Source organism: Nocardia sp. NPDC006044 (assembly GCF_042871115.1).
Taxonomy (GTDB): Bacteria; Actinomycetota; Actinomycetes; order Mycobacteriales; family Mycobacteriaceae; genus Nocardia.
This window is the reverse complement of record NZ_JBIAID010000001.1, coordinates 279,949-298,390: the sequence shown is the minus strand read 5'-3', so window position 1 is coordinate 298,390 and position 18,442 is coordinate 279,949. Positions and strand designations below refer to the sequence as shown.

Here is an 18,442-nt window from a genome sequence, read left to right as displayed (position 1 = left end):
CCCTGATTGCACACCTCGTTCTGCAACCATTCACCCCTACCGGCGGTCGCGGGTGAAGCCCCGAATATCACCGCCCCCGCACGGCAATATCGCGACAGGGATCGGCGGCCCGGCGCATCGGTAACCTGAGTCGAGGGTCGAGGAACACGAGCCGGCCGGACAGTGGGGAAACGATGAACGAGGAATCGGCACGGCGGCCGAAGGGGCTGGGTAAACGTGCGTGGCTGACCACCAAGCTGGTGCGTCGCGTATTGCGCGCGCTCGCCTGGTCGAATTTCGTGCGGGTGACGGTGATCGGCCGCGAGGCGGTGCCGAAGACCGGTCCGGTGATCGTGGCCGGCAACCACATCTCGATGCTGGACGCGGTCTTCCTATGGGGCGCCCTGCGCCGGCGGGCCGTCGCCATCGCCATGGCCGAACTCTGGTCCTGGCCGGTGGTCGGCTGGCTGGTCCGCCGCCTCGGCCAGATTCCGGTGCTGCGCCGCGACAGCGAGTCCGGTCGCTCCGCGCTCACCCAGGCCGAACAGATCCTCCGGCACAACGGCGTCCTGCTCATCTACCCCGAAGGTCGCCTCGTCGCGCCCGGCGAACACGAACCCTACAAACCCGGCGTCGCCAAACTAGCCATGACCACCGGAGTTCCGATCATCCCCGTCGGCACCACCGGCACCGACCGAGTCCTGCCCATGCGCCGCACCCGCGGCACCGGCCCGGCCTTCGACCGCCACCAGCAAGTCACCATCCACTTCGGCGCCCCCATCGACCCCGTCGACTTCGACGATCCCGAAAAACTCCTCGACCACCTCCGCCGCCAGATAGAGAACCTGCGCGTCGTGGATTGATCCGCCGGTCCGACGGTACTCATCGGCACTCCCGATGGTTCGATTACGCCTGGTCATTCCGCCCATCGGCAAGCTCTCCCGACGCCGGGAGCGGGTCGCACCCCGGTAATGTGACATCGGCTACTCTCGGAGCCGCCGTCCGCTCGACCGACTTCGCTTGCGCCCGTTAAGATTCAGGCGTCCTGGTCGGCCTCCGCAGGTCGGCAGGCAGGCACCGCCGAGGCCGGATCCCGAGGTAGAGTCCAGCGCTGATCGGCGCCGGCATGTAACGGTTTCGCCTCGGCGGAAGACGCACTGTGTGGGGATTGGGGCAGCCCGCGCGCCGGTTCGACGCACAGCCGATAAGGGAGTACTAGATAGATGCAGGTCCGATGAAGATTTCCGCACTACGCACCACCGCCGCGGTGCGGACCACCGTGATCGCACTCGCCGCCACGTTGTCCGTGAGCCTGCTCGGCGCCGCCGCCGCTTCGGCCGAGCCGTCGAAGCCGTCGGCCGTCACCTCCATCGACAAGGCTGGGCGGACCTGGCACCTCAAGGTGTACTCGGCCGCGATGAACAGCGAAATCCAGGTCGACGTGCAGCGCCCGGCCGACGAGTCCAAGCCGGCGCCGAACCTCTACATGCTCAACGGCCTCGACGGCGGCATCGGCACCGCCAGCTGGCAGGCCCAGACCAACGCGCTGGAATGGCTGTCCGACAAGTCGGTCAACGTCATCCAGCCGATCGGTGGCCGCGGCAGTTACTACACCGACTGGCTCAAGCCCGACCCGACGCTGGGCACGAACAAGTGGCGGACGTTCTTCACCGAGGAGCTGCCCCCGCTGCTCGACCAGACGCTGCAATCCACCGGGCTCAACGCGCTGACCGGCCTGTCCACCTCCGGCACCTCGGTGCTGCAGCTGGCCGAGGCCAAGCCCGGCCTGTTCAAGACCGTCGCCGCCTACAGCGGATGCGCGCAGATCGCCGACCCGGCGGGTAAGCAGTTCGTGAAGCTCGCCACCGAGACCTGGGCCGGCGGCGACACCAAGAACATGTACGGTCCGGACAACAGCCCGCTGTGGGCCGAGAACGACCCGGTGATCAACGCGGAGAAGCTGCGCGGCACCCTGCTCTACGTCTCCAGCGGCAGCGGCATCCCCGTGCTGGACGACGTCAACTACTACCTCGGCAGCTCGCCCGGCCCGTCCGGCGCGGTCAACCTCGGCCTCGGTGTGATCATCGAGGCGGCGGTCAACGGCTGCACGAACAACCTGAAGAACCGCCTCGACTCGCTGAACATCCCGGCGACCTACCAATTCAACCCCGTCGGCACCCACTACTGGCCGTACTGGGAACAAGCGCTGCACGATTCCTGGCCCCTGCTCGCCCAGGGCATGAACCTGCCGCACTGACAACCCGCTAACGCACACGGGAGGAGTCCAACGGACTCCTCCCGTTTTCGTCTCCCGCCCTCAGCTCGAGTTCACCGCCGCCCACCACGCGACGTCTCTCCCACAACAACCGCACTCACAACTCGTCCGAATCGTCGCGATGTGGTCATAGCTGTTGACGCGCAAGAAGTGTTGCAGGACAACAGGCTCTTGTGTGCTCCGACTTCTTCGCCGCGGCGGCGAGCACCGCCGGGTTCGATCCGGACAACCCGGGCCGAACTTACGACGCGATCCTGCTCGACATCGATCACTCCCCGCGCCACGTCCTGCACCAACCGCACACCGCGTTCTACACGCGAGAAGGCATGCGGGCGCTATCCGCACACCTCGCCCCGCGCGGCACGTTCGCCCTGTGGTCGGACGACGCCCCGGACGATCAATTCCTGGCGATTCTCGAATCCGTTTTCAGCGATGTCGAGGCCGAGGTGGTCCCGTTCGACAACCCGCTGACCCGTGGCCGATCGACCAATACGATCTACCTCGCCAGCCGGTCCTGAACATCAGGAACGGCGCGGAAGAGCATGCAGCACAACCTCACTCAGCTGACCCGCAGCTATGCGCGCCGTCAGGTACGTATGCTCGGGCTGCCGCCGCCGGTCCGTCGGCGAACCCGGATTGAGCAGTCGTAATCCACTGTCCGCGACCGTATCCCACGGAATATGACTATGCCCGAACACCAGCACATCGGTGTCCGGGAAGTCCCGCGCGCACCGCTGCTCGCGTCCCTTGGCCGCCCCGGTCTCGTGCACCACCGCCAACCGCACCCCCGCCAATTCGACCCGGGCAACCTCGGGCAGCCGAGCACGCAGCGCCGGCCCGTCATTGTTGCCGTACACGCCGATCAGGCGTGCACTGCGCGCCTCGAGCCGATCGAGCAGGTCCACCTCGACCCAGTCCCCCGCGTGCACGACCACATCGGCAGCGTCCACCTCACTCCACAACTGCCCCGGCATATCCCGCGCACGCACGGGCACGTGAGTATCGGACATGATCAGCAGCCGCATACCGTCCGGTGTATCACGCGGATTCGACTACGACGGGTCGACGCAGCGGGAGGATATTGATCGGCCACCAGAACCAGCGCCCCGCCAGCGCCGCAATCGTCGGCACGACGAACGACCGAACTATGAGCGTGTCGAGAAAGAGCCCGATACCGACGGTGGTGCCGATCTGCGCGATATTGTGGGCGTAACTCACCAGCATGGCGAACATCGTCACGCCGAACACGAGCCCCGCGGTCGTGACCACCCCACCGGTATTGACCATCGACCGGATGATCCCGGTATTGATGCCCGCCGAGAGCTCTTCTTTGAATCTGCTCACCAGCAGCATGTTGTAATCCGCACCCACGGCAACCAGGAAGATGAACGAGACCGGTGCCACCGACCAGTGCAGCGGATTGCCGATAATGTGTTGCCAGATAAGGACAGTCAGCCCCAGCGCGGACAGATACGACAGCGCCACAGTACTGATGACCGCAACCGCCGCGACGAGACTGCGCAGCAGAATCAGCACCACACAGAACACGAAGGCGAACGCCGCGACCACACTGGTGATGAAGTCTTCGCGGGCGAAGGCTTCGATATTGAGCAGAGTGCCGCCGGGACCGCCGACGCTGACCGTGCTTCCGGCCAGCGACGTACCCTTCATCGCCTGCAACGACACCGGAATGATCTTGGCGCTGAGATCCATCGCCTCCCGGCTGAACCCCTCCATCTGCGGCGTGACCACCATCCGCGTCACCTTGCCATCCGGCGAAAAGAAGAACGGCAGAGCGCTCTTCAACAGCGGACTGTCGAACGCCTGACTCGGCATGAAGAAGAATCCATTGGGATCACCGGTGGTGAAGCCCTGGCTGACCTCGTCCAGGAACTGGGTGATCTCGGAAATCTGTGGGAGCAGGATGGACAGCGTGCCCTGCAACGGCGCGAGCACACTGTTGACCTGCGTGATGAAACTCTGCAGGCCGGCGATCTGCGCCCCGAGTTGCGGAAGCGCTTGCGAGGCGGCACGAACGCCACTCACGAGCCCGTCGACGGTACTGTCCAGTTGATTCACATCATCGAACAACGAGAACCCGGTGACCGCCGCCTGACACGGACGGACATCTTGGCAATTCGGGATCGAATTCACGAATTGTCTGGCCGGCCCGGCAGTATCGCGCAGCGAGTTCAGTTTCTCGACCACCCCGCCGACCGCCGACTGCAACGCGACGGCACTGCCGTTGACCTGATCGAACCCCTGCTCCCCGGTGTCGAGCGCCCGCTGCACCCCCTTGATCGTGAGATTCAACTGGTCGATCCGCCCCGCGAGCGCGGTCAGATCGTCGAGCCGCGGCGTGAGCATGCTCTTCAACTGGGTGAAGCGGTTACCGATGTAGCCCGCCTGGTTGGTCAGCGTGCCCTCCTCCAGCGGAGTGGTCAACGGACGCGTAATCCCCTGCACCGCACTGACTCCTGGCACCTGCAACACAGCGTTGGTCAGCTTCGCGAGCGCGATCAGATCCGCGGGATTGCGCAGATCGTGATCGGATTCGACCAGAAACATGCTGGGCGACATGATGTTCGGCGGCAGATGCCGGTCGGCCGCGGCGATGCCCAGGTTCGCCGGCGAATCGCTCGGCTGGGCGATACGTTCGTTGAAACTGGGCCGGAAGGTCGGCAGCACAAGGATGGCCAGGACCAGCACGGTGAGGCTGGCGGCGAGCACCGGTCCGGGCCAGCGGACCACGGCGGTCGCGATCCGCCGCCACCGCCGCTGCGAGGACTGCGGTCGCGGCTCCAGAAACCCGAGCCGACTGCCGAGCGCCAGCAGCGCCGGTCCCAACGTCAATGCCGCTGCGAGCGTGACGATCACGGCGATCGTGCAGGGCAATCCGGAGGTGCTGAAGATCGCGAGCCGGGTGAGGGACATACAGGCGGTCGCGCCGGCTACGGTCAGCCCCGAGGCCACGATGATGTGCAGAACTCCGTGCAGCGCTGTGTAATACGCCGTTTCCGGATCCTCGCCCGCCCGCCGGGCCTCTTGATATCGACCGAGCAGGAAGATGCCGTAATTCGTGCCCGCACCGAGCACGATCACCGCCAGCAGAGCGGACGCGAAGATCGACACGCCGATTACCTGGTGGTCGCCGAGGTAAGCCACGACGGGCCGCGCCACCGCCAAACCCATTCCGACGGTGAGCAACGGCATCGCCACGGTGATCGGCGAGCGATAGACGCAGAGCAGAACCACACCGACCAGCCCGGCGCAGACGACGATGAGCAGCAACATCGAATCGTTGATCGCGACCAGTTCGTCGTTGACCACCGCGGACGGGCCCGTCAGATGCACAGTGATGCCCGGCGGCGGCGTGGTGTCGGCGATGATGTCCCGCGCCGCCTGCGTCGACTCCATGGCCAGCGCCGTGCCCATGTTCCCGGCCAGGTTGAGCAGCACGTACGACGCCTTGCCGTCGGAACTCTCACTGGCCGGCGAGAAGTTCGGATTGGACCACAGGTCCATCGCCGAGTTGACGTGCTTCTTGTCCTGCGTCAGCCGGTCGAGCAGCGTCGTGTAGTAGCGGTGTGCGTCGTCGCCGAGCGGCGCGTCCCCCTCGAGCAGCACATAGACGAAGTTGTTCGTGCCCGCCCCGCCGAAGGAGTTGCCCATCTTGACGATGGCCTGCACCGACGAGGCTTCGTCCGGCAGGAAGGATTTGGCGTGCCCGTTGACCACGGTCTCCAGTTGGGGGACAAAGAGATTCAGCCCACCGGCGAGCAGCAGCCACACCGTGATGATCGGCAGCGAGAACAGGTAGAGCAGTCGCGCCATCAGCGGACGCCCCGGCGCACGCCGGGCGCGCGTCCGGTCGAACGGCACCGAGAGTTCGCCGCGCATCCGGGCGAGCACCTCACGGGTACGGATCGAGGCCCGCGCCATCCGCTCGTTCACGACACCGGCACCGAGCAGTTGACCGCCGCGAACCGGCCGTTCGACATCTGCGCGGCGCGCGGCTTGCCGTCGATGAGAATCCGGCACGAGACCTGGTCGGCGTCCGACTGCGCGACGACGCCGGTCGACAGGGTCAGCCGGTGGGTGCGCAGCGAGGTCCGCCATGGCAGGTCGGCCGAGACGTCCTTCACGTTGCCCTGCTCGTCCAGGTACGACAGTCGCACCGGTGTCCCGCTCGGCCCGTCGATCTCGTAGTCGACGACCTTCTCGGCCGGCCGCCCGAGCACCGGGGGTGCGCTCGAATGCCCGATCGCCAGGTCCGGGATCTCGCTCAATCGCAACCGGGCGATGAATATCGCGGTCGCACCCAGAACCAGGAATACGACGCCGTATATCCAGGCACTCTTCATGACTTCTCCGCTATCTGTTTCGTCGCCAGCGGTAAATTGCCGTGACGCACGGTAACAGACACAATTGCGATTAAGCAATATGGCATAAGCCATATCGCAGACAAGCCTCTGAACAGGCTATTTGCCGCCGAGCTCGGCCGGTCAGCGCTGCAAACTCAACCCACCGGGCACGCGCCCGCCGGCACCGTCATCCGCGCCCGAGGGCAGGGCGTCCACCGCCTGCCCGCTCGCGGACGTCTCCCGATCCCCCTCCCCCGCAATGATTTCCGCGGGCAGATGCAACCGCGCGACGATCCCGCTGACCGGCGACGCGTTCAACTCGACCTGGATGCCGAGCCGGCGCGCCAGCCGCCCGACCACGTAGTGCCCGAGATACCGGGTCGGCGCGACGACGAAGTCCTGCTCGCCGCGCAGCCGGGCGTTGGCCTGAGCCAGCTTGTCCGCAGGCATGCCGATGCCGTGATCGACCACCGCGAGCAGATATCCGGTCGGCAGCATCCGGCCGTAGATCTCCACCTCGAGCTCCGGCGGGGAGAAGGCGAGTCCGTTCTCGATCAGCTCGGCGAGCATGTGCGCGAGCGCGGTGACCACACCGCCGACGATCGCGACCTCGTCTATTCGGTGCACGACCACCAGGTGATAGTCGTCCACCTCGGACAGGCCCGCCCGGATCACGTCGGAGAGTGCGATCGGCTCGGCCCAGCGGCGCGGACTGGACTCGCCGACGAGCACCAGCAGGTTCTCCGCGTTGCGGCGCATGCGGGTGGCGAGATGGTCGAGTTCGAACAGGTTGGCCAGGCCCTTCGGGTCGAGCTCCGCGCGCTCGAACTCGCTGATCAAGCCGAGCTGGCGGCGAACCAGGTTCTGGTTGCGGCGCGCGAGATTGCCCAGCGACTCGACGGTGTTGCGCCGGACCTGCGCCTGCTCCGAGGCCAAGCTGAACGCGGTGCCCTGCACGCCGTCCAATGCCGCTGCCAGAGCGGCGATCTCGGCGCTGGCGCCGGCCGCGGCCCGGACCGGCTCGGGTGGGGGCGGCTGCGATTCGTCGGAGGCGTGCCAGGCCGCGATGATGCCGGGCAGCCGGCGATCCGCGACGTCGTCGGCGTCACCGGCCAGCAGGACGAGCGGGCGGACGATCGCCCGTACGCTGACGAAAACCATTACTACCTCTGTGATTACGGCGATCAGCGCCGCGAGCAGGACGCTGCCGAGGATGAACGCGGCATGCTTGCGCAACACCTCCGCGCGCTGGCGCACGTCGTCGCCGATCACCTGCTGCACCCGGCGCTGCTCATCGATGACCGCGGTCATCTGGGCCCACCAGGTCACCGGATCCACCGGACGCACCAGCGGCCCGGCGTAGGAGGCGATCGCGATCTGTTCCGATTCCGTTGCCTTGGTGGCGTTTTCGCTGCGCAGCGCGGCGTCGAGCAGGCGCTGCTGGCGGGCCGTGGCATCGCGTGCGAACGCCGCGAGACCGGCCGTCTTGGCGGCGCGGATCTCCTGGAATTGCCCGTACTCGTCGGCCCGGAATTCGTCGGCGGCGAAGACGCCGTTGAGGAAGCCGCGCTCCTTGGCGGTCTGCTCCTTCGTGTCCCCCAGCGCGTACAGTGCCCGCAGCCCGTGCCGGACCTGCGCGTCCCGCGCCGAATCGAGCCCGAGCGTAAGCCGATTCAGCACGGTGATGCCGTCGGTATAGAACTGGAAGGCCACCTGCCTGCTGATCTGGCGGCCGTCGATCTGCCAGCGCGTGGTCGCCAGTGTCGCGAATCTGTCCAGCGCCGTGCGTAATTCGGCCGCGCCCGGCGTATCGCCGATATCCGCCCCGAGCGCGTTCAACGCGCGATCCGTGTGCACCCGCTGATCGGCCACCGGCCGCTCCAGCCGAGCATCGCCACCGAGCAGCCCGTTGCTCAGCCCACGTTCGCGCTGCACCTCCTGCACCAGGTCCTGCACCGCCAGCGCCAGCGAAACCCCGTCCACGGTCTCACCACTCTGCCGATACGACCCGACTTCCCGGACCACGATCACTCCGAGCAGCACGGATACCAACACCAGGGAAAGGATCAGAATCCGGCTCAGCTGTCCCCGAATAGTGCGCGGCCGTACCATCCTGCTGCCCGCACTCGTGGGTCCATCGCCGAGTCCGGTGACGACTTCCGCCCTACCACCGAGAATTTCCGAACGTTGAGGCAAACGCACAACCTGCTCCTCTGATCGACACCGCGATCGCCCCACACCGAGCACACGGAAAGTCAGCAGCAGCCTCCGCCCACCCCCACCCCCTGTCAACGCAAAAACAGGACAAACAGGGCACTCGTTACATTTCTAAACACGCTGGTAATCAACCATTTCCGAGACGTCGCCCACCGCACAGCAAGCAACCCCCGGCTGTGAGCCGAATAAGCGCAGCGTTGGTGTGAGGATGTAGTCGAAAGTGTCCCCCATGCCCACTCCTCTCGTCCGGGCGTGATGAGGCGGTAGGCGCGAAACGTGTTGGAACCATATGAATCCCAGCGCCCCCTGTGCCGCGCGGCGCAATCCCCACATCGGCGTGTGCCGATCCGGCATAGGGTGCAGAGATGACGAGCAACCCGTTCTTCGAGCGCAGCCCGCTGCCCTACCAGTTGCCCCCGTTCGCCGAGATCGACGAACAGCACTATGTGCCCGCGTTCGAACGCGGCATGGCCGAGCAACTGGCCGAGGTCGCCGCCATCACCGCCGTCGACGGCGAGCCGACGTTCGCCGACACCATCGTCGCGCTCGAACGCTCGGGCGCGTTGCTCACCCGGGTGTCGAACGTCTTCTTCAACATCGCGTCCTCGGATTTCAGCCCGGGTACCGACGCGATCGAGGCGCAGATGTCGCCGAAGCTGGCCGCGCACCGCGACGCGATCCACCTCGATCCCGCGCTGTTCGCCAGGATCGAGTCGCTGTATCGACGCCGCGCCGAGCTGAATCTGGATGCCGAGGAACTACGGCTGATCGAGCAGTACCACCTCCGGTTCGTCCGGGCGGGCGCCGGGCTGGACGCCGAGGGCCAGGCCCGGTTGCGCGAACTCAATGCGGAAATCGCGGCGGCGACAACCGAGTTCGGACAGCACAATGTGGCGGCCAGGAACGCCGCGACGGTGGTGCTGGACAGCGCGGACGAGCTGGCCGGACTCAGCGCCGCGTCGGTGACCGCCGCCGCCGAGAACGCCCGGTCGATGGGACGCGAAGGCGCGTGGGCGTTGAGTTTGCAGAACGTCTCCAACCAGCCGGTTCTGGCGGAACTCGCGAACCGCGACGTCCGCCGCCGCGTGATGGAGGCCTCGTTGGCACGCGGGTTCACCGAGGACATCGACAACGGCCGCCTCGCCGTCCGGATCGCCGCCCTGCGCGCCGAACGCGCCGCGCTGCTCGGCTATTCGGACCACGCGGCCTACGCGGTGGCCGACCAGACCGCGCAGACCCCCGAGACAGTGGAGGAGATGCTCGGCCGCCTGGTCCCGCCCGCGGTGGCCAACGCGGAACGTGAGGCAACCGAGTTGGCCGCGGCGATGCAGGGCGAACTCCGCTCCTGGGACTGGCAATTCTGGTCGCAACGGGTGCGCGCCGAACGCTTCTCGATCGACGCCGACGCACTGCGTCCTTACTTCGAACTCGAGCGGGTACTGCGCGACGGCGTGTTCTACGCCGCGGAACTGGTCTACGGCATCACCCTCCGCGAGCGTGACGACCTGGTCGGCTACCACCCTGAGGTCCGGATCTTCGAGGTGTTCGACGCGGACGGCAGCGCGCTCGGCCTGTTCCTCGGCGACTTCTTCGCCCGACCGTCCAAGCACGGCGGCGCCTGGATGAACGAACTGGTCCTGCAGTCCGAGCTGCTGGAAACGCTTCCGGTGGTGGTGAACAACCTCAATATCGTGAAGCCGCCCGCCGGCGAACCGGCCCTGCTGACCTGGGACAACGTCCGGACCCTCTTCCACGAGTTCGGCCACGCGCTGCACGGACTGTTCTCCGGCGTGCGCTACCCGTTCTTTTCCGGCACCGAGGTGCCCCGCGACTTCGTCGAGTTCCCCTCGCAGGTCAACGAGATGTGGATGTCGCACCCGCAGGTGCTGGCCAACTATGCCCGCCACATCGGCACCGGCGAGCAGATGCCGGCCGAGCTGATCGAGCGGATGACCGACGCCGAACGGTTCGGCGAGGGCTTCCGCACCGTCGAATACCTCGGTGCGGCACTGCTGGACTGGGCCTGGCACCGGGTGCCCGGAGCCGAGGCGCTGGCCGGCGCGGACGCCGCGACGTTCGAGGAGGAGGCGCTGCGCAAGGCGGGTCTCGCGATCGAGGCGATCCCGCCGCGCTACCGGACGGGCTACTTCGCGCACATCTTCGCGGGCGGATACGCCGCCGGTTACTACTCCTACATCTGGAGCGAGGTACTGGACGCGGACACCGTCGACTGGTTCGACGACGGCGCCGCGTCGATCCGCGAGAAGGGCACGATCTTCCGCCGCGAACTGCTCTCCCGCGGCGGCTCGGTGGACCCGATGGTCGCCTTCGAATCCTTCCGCGGCCGCGCACCCGAGATCGAGCCGCTGCTGACCAGACGCGGACTTATCGGCTGACGCTGGTCCAGGAGTGGCACGACGGTGGCGACCTCCATCAAACGCCAGGCGAATTCTACTGCGGCGTAGCCTGTTTGGAAACGCCCGCCTCGGGAATCTCGCGGAAGACCCGGCCGGCCGGTTCGGGGAGTTCGATCCAGAGGAGTCATGCTCGTGTCACGAACCGCACTCGTCTTCGCCGCCGCATCCGCCGCCGCGCTACTCGGAACGCCCTCCGCCACAGCCGATGCGGCGCCGACGGTCGGCGGTGGTTCCGGGATCCTGGTCGACTCCCGGGTCGGGTGCACTCTGACCACCATCGGCCGGGACAACGCGCAGCGGCTGGTCGGATTGACCGCGGGCCACTGCGGAGCGCCCGGCTCGACCGTGGTGATGGAAGGCGATCCGGCCGGTGCGGCGGTGGGCCGGTTCGCCTACACCGACCACACCCTGGACTACGCGGTCATCGAATTCGACGAGCGGCGAGTGACTCCGGTGAATCACGTCGGCGGCACCACCATCACCGAGCTGGGCGGGCCCGCGCAGTTCCCGGCGATCGTGTGCAAGCGCGGCAGCACCAGCGGGACCAGCTGCGGCGTGGTTTGGGGCGATGTGCGCGCGACCGCCACCGAGACCTGGACCCAGATGTGCGTGATGAAGGGCGATTCCGGCGCGCCGGTGGTGATCGGCAGCACGCTGGTGGGCATGGTCAACGCCTATCTCGGTGTCGGCTGCTTCGGTCCGGAGGTCGGCACCAACATCAGCACCATCATGAACGACCTGAACGCCCGCGGCGAGATCGGTGCCGGGTACCGCCCCCTGTGATGTCTACGCGAGGAATCGCGCCATCTGCGGGACCGCCTCCACGACATGATGAGCGTAGATTCCCTCGCCGATCCCGACGAAGTACCAACACTGCGGCGTGCGAACGAGTTTGCCCATCGCCAGCCCGGTGTGCGGGCCGCCGCTCAGCAGGTAGCGGGTGATCTCGGCGCCGGACGTGGTGTCGAGCAGGCGATAGTACGCATTGTCGATCTGCGCGAAACTCTGTCCCGAGTACGAGGTCACGAGGAACATCACCGTCGTCACCTCCGGCGCCAAGCGCGCCAGATCGACGGTGATCACCTCGTTGTCGCCGGCGCCGTCCCCCGTTGGACTGTCACCGCTGTGCGCGACCGATCCGTCGCGGGAGACCAGCTGTTCGTGGTAGACCGCGTCGAACAGCACGTCGCCGGCGAAAAGCAAAGCCGCCGAGTTCAAGTCGACCCGGCTGCCAGGGACGACGGTGCCGTCGACGTCGACCCACAGGCTCTGGTCGGACGGATCCCAGCCCAGCGAGACCGCGACGTGCTCGGGCAGGGTGCCGTCGGGATTCTGCAGCGGAAAGGACAACCGTGTCCCCTTTCTCAGGGGCGACCACGGTATCCAGCTACCGCAACGCCTATCGAACTCGAAACATGCTCGGGCTCAGCCTAGGTCGTGCCGACCAGTCCGATCCAGCCCGTTACCGGCCGCGTACCCGTGCCCGGCGGATTCAATCGTCCGCTTCGCCTCGGATTCAGAATCGTCGTGCACCCGCGAACGGCATGGACGACAGCGGCGCCAGTTCGACTCCGGTGCTTTCGGTTCCGGCGTGGATGACGGCGCCGTTGCCCGCGTAGAGGCCGGAGTGGCCGCCGCCGTAGAACGAGACGAGGTCGCCGACGCGCAGTTCGCTCTGCGCCACCGGCAGGCCTGCGGCGAGTTGTTCGCCGCTGGTGCGCGGCACGTCACGGCCCGCCCGGCGGTAGGCCCACTGCACCAATCCGGAGCAGTCGAAGGCATCGGGCCCGGCCGCGCCGGAGCCGTACGGGGCGCCGAGTTTGGCGCGTGCGGCGTCGAACGCGCGCTCACCGACCGAATTCTGTATATCGGAATTGTCCGGAACAGTAACCTCGCCGGGAATTTCCACACTTCCGCTGTCCGGCAGCCCGGGCGGGCGGGCCGGGGCCGGCGCGGCGGACAGCAGAAGGGAGCTCGTCGCCGCGGTCGCCACGACCAGAATCGTCATCAAGCGGTACGTTATGCCCTGCTCAGAGCCATGGTGCCGAACTTCATCGATGGATGCCATGCTGCGTTCCTCCGACCTCCGTCGGTCCGGTGCGAAACAGCTCACCGAACCTTGAATGGATTTCGAGAACACCAGGTGTTTGTGATTCCATCGGATCCGCAAGCCATGCTCCGGCACATTCCGCCGAACAGCAAGCGCGACACGCGACCTATAACGAAATAATCACCGAACGAATTTCTATGCAATCACACGCAAATCTCTAAGCGATCTCCGCCGTCCGTCCTGGTAGACGGAATACTGTCGGCCATGGCAACCCCCGATTTCATCCGAACCATCCGGGCCGACGCGGGCAGGCAGCTGCTCTGGCTGCCGGGCGTGAGCGCCGTTGTCTTCGACGACGAGGGCAGGCTGCTGCTCGGGCGGCGCGCGGACAGCGGCAAGTGGGCGATCACCGCCGGGATGCCCGAGCCTGGGGAGCAGCCCGCGGCGTGCGCGGTGCGAGAGGTGTTCGAGGAGACCGCGGTTCGCTGTGTCGCCGAGCGCATCGTGCTGGTCCGGGCCATGCCGGCGCACACCTACCCGAACGGCGACATCTGCCAGTTCATGGACATCACCCTCCGCTGCCGGGCGGTGGGCGGTTCGGCCAGAGTGAACGACGACGAATCGCTGGAGGTGGCGTGGTTCGAGTTGTCCGCGCTGCCGGACCTGCCCGCGCACGACCTGCTGCGGCTCGACTGCGCGCTGTCCGATGAGCCGGCTTGGTTCGAGCCCGCGCCCTGAACACTTGTGGGACGGGAAGTTACGGCTGTTCGCAGGCCGTGACGGATCCGCGCGATCCCTGTCCCTTGATGGTGCAGGTGTTCTTCCCCGCGCTGCCGTCGACCAGATTGTTGTTGACGTCGATGGTGATCAGGTCGTCGTCGTTGCCGCCGAAGATGCTGCCGTTGTTGGCGATCGCGGTGATGGTGTCCTTGCCGGAGCCGGCATTGGGGTCGGCGCCGCTGGCGAAGTCGCTGCCGTCGCCGAGCACCACGGAGTCGGCCGTGCCGACGGTGCCCACGTCGATCCGGTCGTCGCCGTTACCGCCGATCACGGTGGCGGCGCGGGAGTTTCCGTCCTTGTTGAGCGAGGCCGCCGACAGCACGTCGTTGCCGTCACCGCCGAAAACGCTGGCACCGAGGTACATATCGCCGGCCTTGATGGTGTCGTTGCCGTCGTCGCCCCACAGCGCGGCGCCCGAGCCGCCGAGCTTGCCGCCGGTAATGGTGTCGTCGCCGGGTCCGCCGTGCACCCAGCCGCCGGTCATCTCGTCCACCGTGATGGTGTCGGCGCCCGCGTCGGGGATCGGCGCGAAGGCGTCGCCGTAGATGTCGGCCGCGCCGACGGTCCGGTGGATCGCGATCGTGTCCCGGCCGCCACCGCCGAACACGGCGTCCGGCGCGTCCGGCGCGGTGGCGCTCGGCGGGCGTTCGCCCTGGCTGACCGTGTCGATGGTGATGCTGTCGTCGCCCTCGTCGCCGGACACCCGGCCGCCGTGCGCGCCGGCGGTGGTTTCCGGCTTGGCCGGGTCGGACTGGAAGAGGTAGCCGAGGCTGCCGACCTTGATCACGTCGTTGCCCGGACCGCCGACGACCGCGCCGTGCCTGCCGACATTGCCGCCGGGGCCTTTCGGGATGGCCGCGTCACAGGCGGCCGGGCGGTCCTGCCCGCCGACCGTGATCTCGTCGTCGCCCGGCCCGCCGTCGAGGACGCCGCCGTTGACGTCGTTGGCGCCGATGCCCGCCGCCGGACAGATGAACCGGCCGACGTTGCGCGCCGTGATCTTGTCCCGGCCCGCACCACCCAGCACCACCGCGCCCTCGAGCACGTCGCCTTCGATCACAATCGTGTCGTCGCCGTCCCCCGCGTCGATGACCGATTTGTCGCCGAGATTGTCGGTGCAGGTGATGGTGTCGTTGCCCGGCGTCACCGCGCCCGTGCAACCCGCGGGCAACCCGTCCGCCCTGGCCGGCCCGGCCACCAGCACCATTCCTGCCAGCAACGCCGAAACCCCCAGCATCGAACGTGCACCGCGCGCTCGAACCACCACAGTTCATCCCTCCGTCTCACCGACATTGCCCGGCCACCATCACCGCCATTCCGTATTCGGACCCGCGCGGCCTCCGGATCGGCCGTGCGTGCAATTCGGGTCACGCGAAAGGAGGAGAGGTCGGGCAATTCCGCGGCGGGTCCTGGAATGGCTGCGACAGGACCACGCGGGTGACAACTGAGCGATCGATGCGTTGTCGTTCAGCGAGAGGAGTATTCGGCGATATCGAACAGGCCGGGCGTCACTCCACCGGATCGGTCTCGTAGACGGGGATGCCCCTGGCGTCCAGCATCTGGATGAGGCCGACGAACTGATCGCGATCTCCGACGACCTCCGGAACGTATTCGTTGATCTCGGCGTGGGTGATGTACTTCTGCTCGTGGCCTAGGGCGATCAGTTCCTTGATTCCAGCGTGGGGCATACGGTGATCTCCAGGTCTCAGGTAGCCGTACTGCGGTCGGCCCAGGGACGCCAACGCTATCAGCGCCGCACAGGTGATCGCTGAAATATCGACGGAATCATAGGCTTTCGGCCATTGCGTGCCATCGCGCGCGATCGATTCGCAAGTGCTCCGGCAACCCGCCGGTTCACGCGCGGTGTCCGCCGCGGCAGACACGGCATGCGATGTCCATTCAGCTCGGCGGCTGCCGGTCCGCGATTCGGTACGATTTCCCTTCATCTCCGCTCGTCCAGCACCGAGAACATCGAGTTTCCAGGGTGAATTTCCGAGAACCAGAGTTGTTCGACCCGAGGGAGAATCAAGTGCGACGAGTTGGCGTGTTGCTCATCGTTATCGGAATCGGGGCGAGCTGGCCGGCGGCCGGTGCGGAACCGCCGATACCGGCCCCGGCTCGTCAACTGCTGTATCCCGAGAGCAGTTTCTATCCTCGGCTGATCCGGCTCGAACACAATGGCGCGGCCAACGGGACCATCGTGGCGAGCGTCAATACCCTGGACCAAACCGGCGCGATCATGGCAAGCGTCGACGGCGGCAAGACCTTTCAGCAGCGCGGCACGATTATCGATTCGCTGTCGAAGCGGAGCAATCAGCTGTGTTGTTCGGCGCTGTTCGAACTGCCGTCGGCGGTCGGCACCATGCCCGCGGGCACGCTGCTCTGGGCCGACACGGTGTTCTCCGATGTGCTCGATGTCGTACTGCGGCACGTCGAACAACGACTATGGGCCAGCCGGGATCAAGGCGCGCACTGGGAATTCGTGTCCAGCATCGCGACATCGAACAGCCTGTTCAGCTTCACCGACTGGGGGCCGCGCCTGCCCAGCGCGTGGGAACCGAGCCTGTCGATGTCGGCGGACGGGCAACTCGTCGCCTTCTATTCCGACGAGACCGACAGCCGTGACCACAGCCAGAAATTGGTGCAGGTCCGCTCCCCCGACGGCGTGCACTGGGTGAACGCGACCGACACCGTGGTCAGCGACGTGCAATACGTCCGGCCGGGCATGGCCAATGCCATCCGATTGCCGGACGGTTCCTACTTCCTGAGTTACGAGATCTGCAACACCGACAAGGTGCACCAGTGTCTGGCCTATTTCCGCAGATCGACGGACGGCTGGAACTACGGCGATCCGCGCTTCCTCGGCACGATGGTGCGCACCGGCGCCGACGGCGGCTACACCCAGCACGCGCCCTATCCGGCCTGGAGTCCCGGGCCCGGGCCGAACGGCACCATTCTGCTGTCCGGTCAGATGGTGTCGAGCGTGGACGGCACGGTGACGCCGGGCACCGGGCGGACCATTGTGGCCAATGACGCTCTCGGCGAGGGTAATTGGTATGAAATGGCCGCGCCGATCGTCATCGACGGCGTCACCGACGCGCCCTGCAAGAACTACAGTTCCGCGCTGCTGCCCGCGCCGGACGGCAAGTCGGTCATCGAGGCCGCGACCGATCTCGACCGCAATGGGGTGTGCCGCGCCTATTACGCGTCCGGGCAGTTGACCGGCCCACCCCCGCCGCCCGCACCCGCGGCGAAGTAGCGATCTATTTGGCGATAGTGAAGCTGGTGCCGTCCTGCGCGATCGGCCCCGGGTGCAGCTCGCCGTTCGTCGCGCCGATCGAATAGCTCACCGGTTTGAACGCGGACAACGGCTTTCCGTCGACCTTCACATTGGTGAATACGACCGGGCTGAATCCCGGCAGGGCGCTGTTGAGCTGACCCTCGACGATGACCTCCGCGGTCTGCGCCGGCGCGTCGGATTGCGCGACAGTGGTCCGCGTCCAATTCTGCGTCACATTCGCCACCGTCATGGTGTAGGCGTGCCCGTCGAAGGTGACCGAGGCCTGCATCTTGTCGCCGGGCGCCGAGGTCACGTCCGGATAGATCACCGGATTCGCCGGGTATGCCTCCCACAGCGCCATCCGATACGTCTGCTGCGCACACATCGCCGCGCCGGGCGCCGAACCGGTGCCGACGGCCGCGCACGCACCGGAGGCGGCGTGACCCATATCCTTGTTCACGCCCTCGGCGGCCCGGATCGCATTGCGGAACCACGCGGGATTGTTGGCCACCGTCGCGCTGGCCAGATTCACGATCGCCAGGCCGGGCAGCGAGGCCAGCGCGCCCGCCGCGCTCACGCAGATCGCCTCGGAACCGGTCTGCATCAACGGCAACGCCTGCTTGCCATTGACCAGCGTCCCGTTCAAGCCGACCCACGGCACGACCCGCTGAATTACGCCGGTATCGGAGCAGGCGACCTCGGGCTCGACCCATTCCGCGGAAATACTCTTGAAATTGCCGGTGACGACATAGCCCGCCCAGTTCGTGCCGCGAATGCGCGGCGGCGTCGCCTCCGATTTCTCGCCCTGCGCCTCCGTTTTCGCGTTCGACGGCGCCTTCGGCACCGGAGTTACGTCGGCGGTTGCCGAAGACGGTGAAACCAGCACTGCCACGATCGCCCCCACCACCGACGCGGCGAGACGGCTTCGAATTCGCGTCCGACCCGGGGTAGTCATCATGAACAGGGACAATAGCTGAAAAGCAGCACTGCCGCGCTGTGCCGCGCGGCAGTGTTTCCGCAGGTGATGGCTTGTTTCACGCGCGGCCGGGCGCGGCTGACCTGCACCACTTGAAGATCATC

The 18,442-nt window shown here is 66.7% G+C and carries 16 protein-coding genes; 7 read left to right on the top strand and 9 right to left on the bottom strand.

The genetic code is table 11. The features are described from left to right. Positions 1–173 precede the first annotated feature (173 nt). From ACFYO1_RS01465 to ACFYO1_RS01455, 3 genes are all read left to right on the top strand, one after another. The gene (locus ACFYO1_RS01465; protein ID WP_387226051.1) at positions 174–842 is read left to right on the top strand and encodes a lysophospholipid acyltransferase family protein; all 669 of its coding nucleotides are present in this window, start codon (positions 174–176) and stop codon (positions 840–842) included. A gap of 371 nt (positions 843–1,213) precedes the next feature. After that, on the top strand, positions 1,214–2,236 hold the full coding sequence (locus tag ACFYO1_RS01460; RefSeq protein WP_387226050.1) for an alpha/beta hydrolase: 1,023 nt from the start codon (positions 1,214–1,216) through the stop codon (positions 2,234–2,236). A 191-nt stretch (positions 2,237–2,427) separates the two neighbouring features. Next, positions 2,428–2,772: a hypothetical protein gene (locus tag ACFYO1_RS01455; protein WP_387226049.1), complete on the top strand. Its 345-nt coding sequence runs from the start codon at positions 2,428–2,430 to the stop codon at positions 2,770–2,772. Between the two features lie 3 nt (positions 2,773–2,775). Here the strand turns inward: ACFYO1_RS01455 and ACFYO1_RS01450 are convergent, their stop codons facing one another. The 4 genes from ACFYO1_RS01450 to ACFYO1_RS01435 form a co-directional block, all read right to left on the bottom strand. Then, entirely contained in the window at positions 2,776–3,279 is a 504-nt protein-coding gene (locus tag ACFYO1_RS01450; protein WP_387226047.1) for a metallophosphoesterase family protein, read from the bottom strand. 13 nt (positions 3,280–3,292) lie between these two features. Beyond that, on the bottom strand, positions 3,293–6,154 hold the full coding sequence (locus ACFYO1_RS01445) for an RND family transporter (protein WP_387231637.1): 2,862 nt from the start codon (positions 6,152–6,154) through the stop codon (positions 3,293–3,295). 50 nt (positions 6,155–6,204) lie between these two features. Beyond that, entirely contained in the window at positions 6,205–6,618 is a 414-nt protein-coding gene (locus tag ACFYO1_RS01440) for an MmpS family transport accessory protein (RefSeq protein WP_387226045.1), read from the bottom strand. 141 nt (positions 6,619–6,759) lie between these two features. Beyond that, positions 6,760–8,673 (bottom strand): nitrate- and nitrite sensing domain-containing protein, encoded by a 1,914-nt coding sequence (locus tag ACFYO1_RS01435; protein WP_387226042.1) that lies wholly within the window; start codon positions 8,671–8,673, stop codon positions 6,760–6,762. Between the two features lie 527 nt (positions 8,674–9,200). Here ACFYO1_RS01435 and ACFYO1_RS01430 point away from each other — a divergent pair. After that, complete coding sequence (locus tag ACFYO1_RS01430) at positions 9,201–11,231, top strand: M3 family metallopeptidase (RefSeq protein WP_387226040.1); 2,031 nt, start codon at positions 9,201–9,203, stop codon at positions 11,229–11,231. 147 nt (positions 11,232–11,378) lie between these two features. Beyond that, positions 11,379–12,035: a serine protease gene (locus ACFYO1_RS01425; protein ID WP_387226037.1), complete on the top strand. Its 657-nt coding sequence runs from the start codon at positions 11,379–11,381 to the stop codon at positions 12,033–12,035. Between the two features lie 3 nt (positions 12,036–12,038). Here ACFYO1_RS01425 and ACFYO1_RS01420 read toward each other — a convergent pair whose 3' ends face one another. Both ACFYO1_RS01420 and ACFYO1_RS01415 read right to left on the bottom strand, forming a co-directional pair. Continuing rightward, positions 12,039–12,620 carry a TerD family protein gene (locus tag ACFYO1_RS01420; protein ID WP_387231635.1) on the bottom strand — a complete coding sequence of 194 codons (582 nt, stop codon included), beginning with the start codon at positions 12,618–12,620 and terminating at the stop codon, positions 12,039–12,041. 148 nt (positions 12,621–12,768) lie between these two features. Beyond that, positions 12,769–13,260, bottom strand: coding sequence for a C40 family peptidase (locus ACFYO1_RS01415; RefSeq protein WP_387226036.1), 492 nt, complete (start codon positions 13,258–13,260; stop codon positions 12,769–12,771). A 306-nt stretch (positions 13,261–13,566) separates the two neighbouring features. On the opposite strand from ACFYO1_RS01415, the gene ACFYO1_RS01410 reads away from it, so the two are divergent. Beyond that, the gene (locus tag ACFYO1_RS01410) at positions 13,567–14,040 is read left to right on the top strand and encodes an NUDIX domain-containing protein (RefSeq protein WP_387226034.1); all 474 of its coding nucleotides are present in this window, start codon (positions 13,567–13,569) and stop codon (positions 14,038–14,040) included. A 19-nt stretch (positions 14,041–14,059) separates the two neighbouring features. Here the strand turns inward: ACFYO1_RS01410 and ACFYO1_RS01405 are convergent, their stop codons facing one another. Then, the gene (locus tag ACFYO1_RS01405) at positions 14,060–15,319 is read right to left on the bottom strand and encodes a calcium-binding protein (RefSeq protein ID WP_387226032.1); all 1,260 of its coding nucleotides are present in this window, start codon (positions 15,317–15,319) and stop codon (positions 14,060–14,062) included. A gap of 271 nt (positions 15,320–15,590) precedes the next feature. Further along, positions 15,591–15,770, bottom strand: a complete 180-nt coding sequence (locus ACFYO1_RS01400) for an RNA polymerase sigma factor region1.1 domain-containing protein (protein ID WP_387226030.1) — start codon at positions 15,768–15,770, stop codon at positions 15,591–15,593. A gap of 356 nt (positions 15,771–16,126) precedes the next feature. Here ACFYO1_RS01400 and ACFYO1_RS01395 point away from each other — a divergent pair, with 356 nt between their 5' ends. Then, on the top strand, positions 16,127–17,341 hold the full coding sequence (locus tag ACFYO1_RS01395; RefSeq protein ID WP_387226027.1) for an exo-alpha-sialidase: 1,215 nt from the start codon (positions 16,127–16,129) through the stop codon (positions 17,339–17,341). Positions 17,342–17,345: 4 nt separating this feature from the next. On the opposite strand, the gene ACFYO1_RS01390 is transcribed toward ACFYO1_RS01395, so the two are convergent. Beyond that, on the bottom strand, positions 17,346–18,254 hold the full coding sequence (locus ACFYO1_RS01390; RefSeq protein WP_387226025.1) for a G1 family glutamic endopeptidase: 909 nt from the start codon (positions 18,252–18,254) through the stop codon (positions 17,346–17,348). Positions 18,255–18,442: the final 188 nt, after the last annotated feature.

Coding starts and splice junctions, on each gene's coding strand:
- ACFYO1_RS01415 (WP_387226036.1), bottom strand. CDS start 13,260: ATGACGATTCTGGTCGTGGCGACCGCGGCGACGAGCTCCCTTCTGCTG.
- ACFYO1_RS01405 (WP_387226032.1), bottom strand. CDS start 15,319: ATGCTGGGGGTTTCGGCGTTGCTGGCAGGAATGGTGCTGGTGGCCGGG.
- ACFYO1_RS01440 (WP_387226045.1), bottom strand. CDS start 6,618: ATGAAGAGTGCCTGGATATACGGCGTCGTATTCCTGGTTCTGGGTGCG.
- ACFYO1_RS01425 (WP_387226037.1), top strand. CDS start 11,379: ATGCTCGTGTCACGAACCGCACTCGTCTTCGCCGCCGCATCCGCCGCC.
- ACFYO1_RS01450 (WP_387226047.1), bottom strand. CDS start 3,279: ATGCGGCTGCTGATCATGTCCGATACTCACGTGCCCGTGCGTGCGCGG.
- ACFYO1_RS01430 (WP_387226040.1), top strand. CDS start 9,201: ATGACGAGCAACCCGTTCTTCGAGCGCAGCCCGCTGCCCTACCAGTTG.
- ACFYO1_RS01465 (WP_387226051.1), top strand. CDS start 174: ATGAACGAGGAATCGGCACGGCGGCCGAAGGGGCTGGGTAAACGTGCG.
- ACFYO1_RS01445 (WP_387231637.1), bottom strand. CDS start 6,154: ATGCGCGGCGAACTCTCGGTGCCGTTCGACCGGACGCGCGCCCGGCGT.
- ACFYO1_RS01460 (WP_387226050.1), top strand. CDS start 1,214: ATGAAGATTTCCGCACTACGCACCACCGCCGCGGTGCGGACCACCGTG.
- ACFYO1_RS01400 (WP_387226030.1), bottom strand. CDS start 15,770: ATGCCCCACGCTGGAATCAAGGAACTGATCGCCCTAGGCCACGAGCAG.
- ACFYO1_RS01410 (WP_387226034.1), top strand. CDS start 13,567: ATGGCAACCCCCGATTTCATCCGAACCATCCGGGCCGACGCGGGCAGG.